Raw genomic sequence first — 8,378 nt, forward strand, 5'->3', positions numbered from 1 at the left:
ATTGACCTCCTTTCGCATTTGTATGTTATGGGAATCATTATACCGCGAATGGTGATTCAACAAAACCTTTTTGGTTCTGGCTTGTCCAGGTTAGGCAGTTCATCATCTTCATAACCCAGCATCTGTTTCCATACAGGAGAATAATAAACTTCATCGGTTTTCAAATCCCAATCAAAAAGGCCATCATTGGCAAATTCTATTGCAAATGCAAACCTTTCTTCACTTTTTCTCAAGGCAATTTCTGTATTTTTTTGGTCTGAAATGTCATTATATATGGTGACGATTTCTCCGGTGGGGAGTTTGAAAATAATGTTTTCATAATAGTTAGAAAAATTATCATCAATATAGATTTTGCTTGGAAAATAAAATGGTTCCCCGGTTTCCCATACTTTTTTCATCGCAGGAATTAATCCATATTCATCTATGGTTGGTCTTAGATCAAAAAGGCTCTTACCTAAGACATCCTCGAGTGTTTTTCCTTCGAGTTCAAGACTGACTTTGTTAAAACCTTTTATGATGTAGTCCGATCCTTTCAGACCATCATTTTTAACTTCATAAATAGCTGATCCGCTGGTCATATTGTTGAAAAGCCCACGAAAGACGGCCTCACTTTTTTCCAGTTCCATTTGTTTGTCAAGCATTTCTGCTTTTCTTTCCAAAATGTTGGATTTCAGTCGTTTTGTTAAAATAAAAACGGCAAACAAAAGCAGGGTAATAATTCCCCCCAATACAATGACGGCAATAAGTAATACCTCACGGTTGGAAAGGGATATTATGATTCTCTCCCATTCGGGTTCAGCCCGGTGGATTTTTGAGGTTTGATATTTTTTGATCCCTTTGTTGATAATTCCAAGAAGCTCTGAATTTCCTTTTTTCACCGCGGCACATAATTTTTTTTCGTATAAAGGTTGTATCAGAATGTAGTCATGAAATTCTGGGTAAGGGGCCTTTATAAATAATTCTTCTCCGGAGTAGTTAAGGGGTAAACCTGCAATTTCTTTGTTCAATACGGCTTTTTTTAATTCTGTTAGAGTTTCAAAAAGTTTTAATTTTATCAACGGGTGTTTTTCGCTAATATATCCAGCCACAAAATCACTTTTTACTGCTCCGATGGTCTGTTTTTTTAATTCGTCACTACTTTTGATCCCCAATTTTCGATCAATAAATATGCCGCTTTTCAAACTTATAATGGGTGCACTGAAATCAAGTGTTTCCTCTCTTTTAGGGGTCGGGATAACACCGCCGTGTAAATCAGCTTTTTTGTTTTCAATCAGCTCAAATGTTTTTTTCCATTTAACTAAGGAAAATGTGATGTTGTAGCCGTTTATTTCCCCCCATTGCTTCCAATAATTGATGAGGAGCCCGGCCGGCTGACCGTTCTCATCAAGTTGGGAATAAGGAATCCAACCGGACTCGTTGGTTATGATCAGTGTTTTTTTCGTCTCTGCCCAGCAAGGGCGAAGGAAGGAACCCACAATTAGCAAACCAAAAGCAAATAGGATACAGGAGCCTTTTGAAATGAAATTTAAAATTTGCAATTTTATACATTCCATATTTTTTTTGATTTTTCGGCATCTTTCATAAGTACCCACACATATATTCTTTAATATTCATTGGATAGATATTATTGATATTTCAATATTTTATTTTGAAAGATATGTGAAAAAACATATACTCGGGTACTTACAATTTCAAAAGTAATTTACACTTTTCTATCAAGTCTTCCCGGGAAATGGGTATATCTTTTTGCAAAATGTAAACTGAAGCATGCCCATTTTTCTAAAAATAATTTTTTAATAAGCCAACAGTAGCTGTAAATTCAAACTATAAGGATAGTTTCTTTATAACATAAATACTTGAAGGAAGATAAAAAAATATATGGGATTTAAATTTATTTTATTTTAAATAGGTGGGTGAAAATGCCAACTGAACCGCGATGCTCTGATGGAGGGCACCTGACTGTCCCCAAATACGCCCATGGTGATCATGGATACCCCAATGCTCCAGACTTAGCGCATCAGGGTGGGGATGAGTAAAGCGCCTCCCAAACTGAAATTACCTGATCGGCCGATGTTTTTTATTCAAGAAAGTTCCCCATTTGACAACAGTAGGTTCCTGTTCGCTATTCTCCAGATCTGGTCTATGTAATGGGAGACCATGACAATGGTGCATTGGCTCTTTAACTCCACCATTACTTCAGCACTCCATAGAGGCTGGTCCGGGGATGATCTTTATGATCCGGTTTTTTCCCTGAAGGCTTTTATAAGATGTTTTGAAAAACAGTCGATGATTTCCGAAGGGTTTGTTTTTGACTTATGTAACACGACATTTGAAACAGGTAATATTGGCAGGCCGTCTTCTATTCCCAGAATTTTTAAATCGGGTGGAACGTTACTGCCGATGATGGGTGCAATGGCAAATCCGGCCTTTACCGAATCCAATAGCCCCGATATGCTTCTGCTTACATAAACAATTTTGTATTCTATCCCCGCCTTTTCAAGCCCTTCCAGTGCCCAGCTTCTGAAAATACAATCCTCCTCAAAAGTAGCCAATGCAAGGGTTTTATGCTTCTGAAGGACAAACTCTGGATTGGCTGCCCAGACAACAGGGTCATGGGCAATCACCTGTCCACCTTCGCTGATCTGTGTACAGATTCCCACATCGAGTTCACCTACATCCACAGCGGCTTTTATTACATCGCTGTTTTCACACCTCATTTCAATGGTCACCTCGGGATATGAATTTGAAAAATTTGCCAGAAGTTTCGGCAGCATGCCGGAGGTATAATGTTCAGGGGAGCCAAATCGGATACTCCCTTCAAGATTTGGTTTGGACAGGGCCGCCACAGCCTCGTCATGCTCTTTAAGGATACGCTGGGCATATTTGATAAGTATGCTGCCTTCGGCTGTGAGCCTTACCGTTTTTCCAACCCGGTCAAACAATTTTTTGCCCACTTCATTTTCAAGACGCTTTATCTGCATGCTGACAGCAGACTGGGACAGGTTCACCTGTTTTCCCGTTTTTGTGAAATTTTTTGCATCTGCCAAAGCTGTGAATGTTCGTAAATAATCAATTTGTAAATTCATAATTAAAACTCCTGGGCCTTTATTTCAAGGGCTGTGAATTGCCAATCATAGCAATAATCATAACAAATTTTGATTGTTGCTATCAAAGCAATTCATTGGACTAATTATCAAATATAGCTTAATTTCTTATTTAATAAAAACAAATTCAGCATAAGGAGTGCATATGAAAATATTAATTGTCGGCGGAAAAGGTACTATTGGTTCTAAAGTAAGTGCACATTTTTCCAAAAAACACGAGGTCATTATTGCAGGAAGAAACTCAGGTGACGTTCAACTTGACATGGCAGACAGCGACTCTATAAAAGGGATGTTCGAAAAAATTGGAAAAATAGATGCCGTGATCTGCACAGCCGGCGAGGCTAAATGGGGAGATTTTGATGTATTGACAGAAGATGATTTTTATATTGGCATCAAAAGCAAACTCATGGGCCAGATTAACCTGGTTAGAATTGGAAAAGATTATATGAATCCTGGCGGCTCCTTTACTCTTTCAACAGGAATCCTTGCAGATCATCCTGTTCTGATGACTACGAGCGGTGCGCTGGTCGGTGGTGCGATTCATAGTTTCGTTAAAGCTGCCTGCCTGGAACTTAAAAATAATATCCGAATCAATGTGGTCTCTTCCGGCCTTGTGGAAGATGCGGTTGAGCATTATGAAGCATATTTCCCGGGACATAATCCCATCCCCATGAACAAAGTCGTAAACGGCTTTGTGAAAAGTGTTGAAGGAGCATCCACCGGAGAAATCATAAGAATGTATGATAATTGTTAAAATTTTGAATTTTAAGGTAAATTGGGGGATGGTATGGCGAAGTTGACGGATAGAATTTTAAAACTCAAAGAACAAAGTAAAAACGCCGAAGTTTGGATTGATCCTGAAAGAGCGCAGATCGTAACCAGATTTTATTCAAAAAATGCGGGTAAATACAGCATACCTGTTTTAAGGGCTCGTTCTTTTAAAAACCTCATGGAAAAAAAAGAGTTGTACTTAGGGGATGATGAGCTCATCGTTGGCGAACGCGGAAGAGCCCCTAAACTCATACCTACATTTCCAGAAATTGCGTCCCATTCGGTAGAGGATCTAAAGGTTTTAGACGCCCAGGATCCGATTCCATACCATGTTTCCCCAAAAACCATGGATATATATGAAAAAGAGGTGATTCCATATTGGGAAGGCAGTGCCCTGCGTGACAAAATGTTCAACCAGTTGAGCGATGAATGGCAAACCATTTATAACTGTGGCCTTATCACAGAAACCATGGAACAACGTGCACCGGGTTCCATGGCGCTTGACGAAAGAATGTTTGGCATGGGCCTTAAAAAAGCAAAACAGGAGATTGAAGAAGCCATTGAAAATCTGGATTTTTTAACAGATTTTCAGGCAACTGATAAACGGGAACAGCTCACAGCCATGGCAATTACCTGCGATGGAATGATGATATATGCCAAAAGGTATGCCGACATGCTTGAAAACAAAGCAGCCCGGGAAACAGATCCTGCGCGTAAAAAAGAACTTGAGAAAATGGCGGATGTTTGCCGCAGAGTTCCTGAAAACAAACCCCGTGATCTGTGGGAAGTTCTTCAGATGAGCTGGTTCATGCACGTTGGAGTTATCACAGAATCAAATGGCTGGGATGCATGTAATGCCGGCCACATTGATCGCCATTTTTATCCCTATTACCAAAAATCCCTTGAAGCGGGTTTGCTTGATCAAGAATCTGCAAAAGAACTGCTAAGCGCATGGTGGATCAAGTACAATAACCATCCCGCCCCTGCCAAATATGGTGTCAGTGCCCTTGAAAGTGGCACATACAATGACTTTGTAAATATCAGTCTTGGCGGCATCACAAAAGATGGCAAGGATGCAGTCAATGATTTGTCTTATATCTTCCTTGAGATCCTTGACGAAATCGAATTTATTCAGCCCCAGGTACATGTGCTGTTAAGTCGCATGAATCCAGAACATTTTCTTAAAGAGGCTTGCAAGGTGATTAGAAAGGGCCGAGGATTCCCTGCCATGTTCAATGCCGAAGCCCTTATAGAGCAGCAGCTACGTGTGGGAAAGACGATTTCTGATGCACGGGGCGGGGGGATCTGCGGCTGTGTTGAAACAACTTGTTATGGAAAGGAAGCGGCTCCTCTTATCGGATATATCAACATCGCAAAAATCCTGGAATTGGCTCTGCAAAATGGGTATGACACAAGGGTGGATAAACAGGTGGGGCCAAAGTCAGGTGACGCAAAAGATTTCAAAAGTTATGAAGCGCTCATGGAAGCCTTTAAAAAACAGGCCCAATACGTTATTGATACAAAATTAAGGGGATCCCAGTATTTGATCCAGATGTTTGCCAAATATGTTCCCCAGCCATTTTTATCAGTGCTCATTGAAGGTTGTGTTGAAAGCGGCAAGGACTACAACGATGGCGGTCCCAAATACAATGTATCCATACTTCCCGGTGTGGGAATCGGTACGGTTACAGACAGTTTGTCAGCCATTAAAAAGCATGTGTTTGATGAAAACAACTATTCCATGGGAGAGGTCATTGATGCCTTGAATGCGGACTGGCAAAATAATGAACACATGAGACTCACCTTTGCCAATAAAACGCCACGATATGGAAATGATAATGATTATGCAGATTCCATAATGAAAGAGGTGTCTGATTTTTTCATCGATACGGTTGACGGAATAAAGGACAGCAGGGGCGGTACTTACAGAATGAACATGCTTCCCACAACATGTCACATGTATTTTGGCGAAGTCACCGGTGCCACCTGTGATGGGCGAAGGGCAGGCAAACCCTTGTCAGAGGGGATATCTCCTGTTCAAGGGGCAGACTTGAGCGGCCCCACGGCCTCTTTGAAATCCGCAGCCAAGATGGATCACTCAAGAACCTGTGGCACACTTCTTAATATGAAATTTTTACCCGATGTATTAAAGGGAGACACTGGTATAAGCAAACTTGCAAGTCTTATCAGAACCTATTTTACATATGGTGGACACCATATTCAGTTTAATGTGTGTGATGCAGATACCCTTTTGCTGGCACAGCAAACACCGGATGATTACAATGATCTGATTGTTCGTGTGGCAGGATATTCTGATTATTTCAATGTCATTGGAGAAAATCTTCAAAATGAGATCATTCAGCGTTATGCCCATGAAATATGATGGCTCTGTAAAAAGTCGATCAATGAAATTTTGATCACATTGTAGATGGGTTTGATATCAGCTCTCCTAAAATATGTGTGGTTAAAAATTGAACTTCAGGTATTTTACGTGACCATCAAATATAGGTGAGAAAAATGATTGAGGGCAACATATTTAATATTGAACACTTTGCCATCCATGACGGACCGGGCATAAGGACAACCATTTTTTTAAAGGGGTGTCCCATGGCATGTGTCTGGTGCCACAACCCGGAAGGACTATCGGGTAAAAGACACATTGTTAGATCTGGCAAAAAATGCATCGTCTGCATAGAATGTATAAAATGCTGTCCCCAGGGGGCTCTGGAGATATCCACACCCCATGGGATTGTGTTTGATTCTGAAAAATGCATTGCCTGCGGGAAATGCGTGGACATCTGCTGTGCAAATGCCATTGAGATGGTTGGCGGTGCAATGTCCCCAAGACAGGTGGCAGATATCGCACTCAAAGATGTCACCTTTTATGATGAATCCGGCGGCGGTGTTACCTTTTCAGGGGGGGAACCCCTTTTTCAATGGGAGTTTGTCAGGGAGTGTGCAATTCGCTTAAAGGAAAGAGGGGTACACATTGCGGTGGAAACATCGGGGGCGGTGAAAAACGATGTTATCAAACACATTGCCCCCCACGTTGATCTTTTTTTGTATGATCTGAAACACATTGATCCGGCTGAACATAAAAAATACTGTGGAATGGGCAATGAAAATATTCTTGAGAACCTTGAAACGCTATCAGCCATGGGAAAGGAATTAATTATTAGGATGGTTGTTATCCCCGGTATTAATGATGCCCCTGAATATCTGGAAAGACTATGCAGGTTCCTGAAGGAGACCAGCGGAATCAGATCTGTTTCACTGTTGCCACTGCATAAATCGGCAGTTGAAAAATATAAGCGTTTGGACAAGGAATTTTTTATCGCTGATTTTGAAATTCCGGACGATGAAAAGATGGAATCTGTTGCTGAAATTTTTCAAAATAAAGGGTTTACGGTTCAAATAGGCAGTTAAAAGCATTACCATATTTCAATATTCGTTGTGTCCGCCAGGACATGTTGGGTATTTGATAATTAAAATTTTTATCCTTGAGTTTATCACCGATGAAAAACAATCATTCAAAAAGGAGAAATCATGAAAATTACCATATTACAGGGAAGTGCTCGGAAAAAAGGCAATACTGCCAAGGTTTTGTCCTGGGTTGAAGAAGAATTAACAGGAATGGGGCATGATGTTGATAACATCTACCTGCATTCTAAAAACCTGAAAGGGTGCATGGCCTGTGGCAAGTGCAAAGAAAAGCTGGAACCCACAGGATGTATTCAAAAGGACGATGTACCAGGTATTCTGGAAAAGATGATCCAGTCTCAATTGGTTATTTTTTCTTCGCCCCTTTATTTCTGGGGATTCTCCTCTCAGATAAAGGCTGTTATAGACAGAACATATTGTCTTTATACTAATGCCAATCAGCCCAATCATGCCTCACTTGTCGACGGCCAGCGCCAGGCATTGATTGCAACAGGTGCCGGAGGATATGACGACAATGCCGAAGGAATGATGGATGCTTTCGGACGGATGCAAAAATACCACAAGGCCATTAACGCGGGAACTTTATTTATTGGTTCTTGCACCACGCCTGATGCAATGGAGGATTCTGTTAAGCAGCAAGCTGTTGAGTTTGCCAGAAAAATTGTTTCCTGACGTAAGTTCTTAATAACTGCGGGTTGATAATGTCTGTCACCCCTTTTAATGCTGGATGATATTCAAAGCGGATACCTGAATACCCCGACGTATTGAGAACTTGCAAAGCTTGAAATATACCCTGAATCGCGGAGTATTTCATGTTGCTTGATCGGCGAACGGCGCTGGTGACCACCATGATTACAATGAAAGTACGGGAGAATCTGGAAGCCATTGTATAATGAATGGGATCAGTTGCTGACATTATCGACTATTTCCGTTGTGCTGGCTTATCTTCAAATTGCATGTCGTTAGCCCTAAAATAAGCGTGTTTTAAACAAAAAACATCAAAAAAAAGCTCGAAATGCCTTTAATTACAGTGTATATTTGATCCACTACAAAAAAATATAA

General features: G+C 40.8%; 7 protein-coding genes. 4 read left to right on the top strand and 3 right to left on the bottom strand.

Annotation, left to right across the window (positions count from 1 at the left end; translation table 11 throughout):
- Positions 1-56 precede the first annotated feature (56 nt).
- Complete coding sequence (locus tag B9A32_RS20445) at positions 57-1,553, bottom strand: transporter substrate-binding domain-containing protein (protein ID WP_212638044.1); 1,497 nt, start codon at positions 1,551-1,553, stop codon at positions 57-59.
- A 678-nt stretch (positions 1,554-2,231) separates the two neighbouring features.
- Positions 2,232-3,086 (bottom strand): LysR substrate-binding domain-containing protein, encoded by an 855-nt coding sequence (locus B9A32_RS20450; protein WP_084071975.1) that lies wholly within the window; start codon positions 3,084-3,086, stop codon positions 2,232-2,234.
- A gap of 163 nt (positions 3,087-3,249) precedes the next feature.
- On the opposite strand from B9A32_RS20450, the gene B9A32_RS20455 reads away from it, so the two are divergent.
- The 4 genes from B9A32_RS20455 to B9A32_RS20470 all read left to right on the top strand — a co-directional run bounded on the left by B9A32_RS20455 (position 3,250) and on the right by B9A32_RS20470 (position 7,988).
- The gene (locus B9A32_RS20455; RefSeq protein WP_084071977.1) at positions 3,250-3,858 is read left to right on the top strand and encodes a short chain dehydrogenase; all 609 of its coding nucleotides are present in this window, start codon (positions 3,250-3,252) and stop codon (positions 3,856-3,858) included.
- 33 nt (positions 3,859-3,891) lie between these two features.
- The gene (locus B9A32_RS20460) at positions 3,892-6,258 is read left to right on the top strand and encodes a glycyl radical protein (protein WP_139795917.1); all 2,367 of its coding nucleotides are present in this window, start codon (positions 3,892-3,894) and stop codon (positions 6,256-6,258) included.
- 134 nt (positions 6,259-6,392) lie between these two features.
- The gene (locus tag B9A32_RS20465) at positions 6,393-7,301 is read left to right on the top strand and encodes a glycyl-radical enzyme activating protein (RefSeq protein ID WP_084071981.1); all 909 of its coding nucleotides are present in this window, start codon (positions 6,393-6,395) and stop codon (positions 7,299-7,301) included.
- A 120-nt stretch (positions 7,302-7,421) separates the two neighbouring features.
- Positions 7,422-7,988 (top strand): flavodoxin family protein, encoded by a 567-nt coding sequence (locus tag B9A32_RS20470; RefSeq protein WP_084071984.1) that lies wholly within the window; start codon positions 7,422-7,424, stop codon positions 7,986-7,988.
- Here the strand turns inward: B9A32_RS20470 and B9A32_RS21995 are convergent.
- Positions 7,945-8,232, bottom strand: coding sequence for a hypothetical protein (locus B9A32_RS21995; RefSeq protein ID WP_212638045.1), 288 nt, complete (start codon positions 8,230-8,232; stop codon positions 7,945-7,947). The two genes, B9A32_RS20470 and B9A32_RS21995, sit on opposite strands and share 44 nt — an antisense overlap.
- Positions 8,233-8,378 lie beyond the last annotated feature (146 nt).

This window comes from Desulfocicer vacuolatum DSM 3385, from assembly GCF_900176365.1.
GTDB lineage: Bacteria > Desulfobacterota > Desulfobacteria > Desulfobacterales > Desulfobacteraceae > Desulfocicer > Desulfocicer vacuolatum.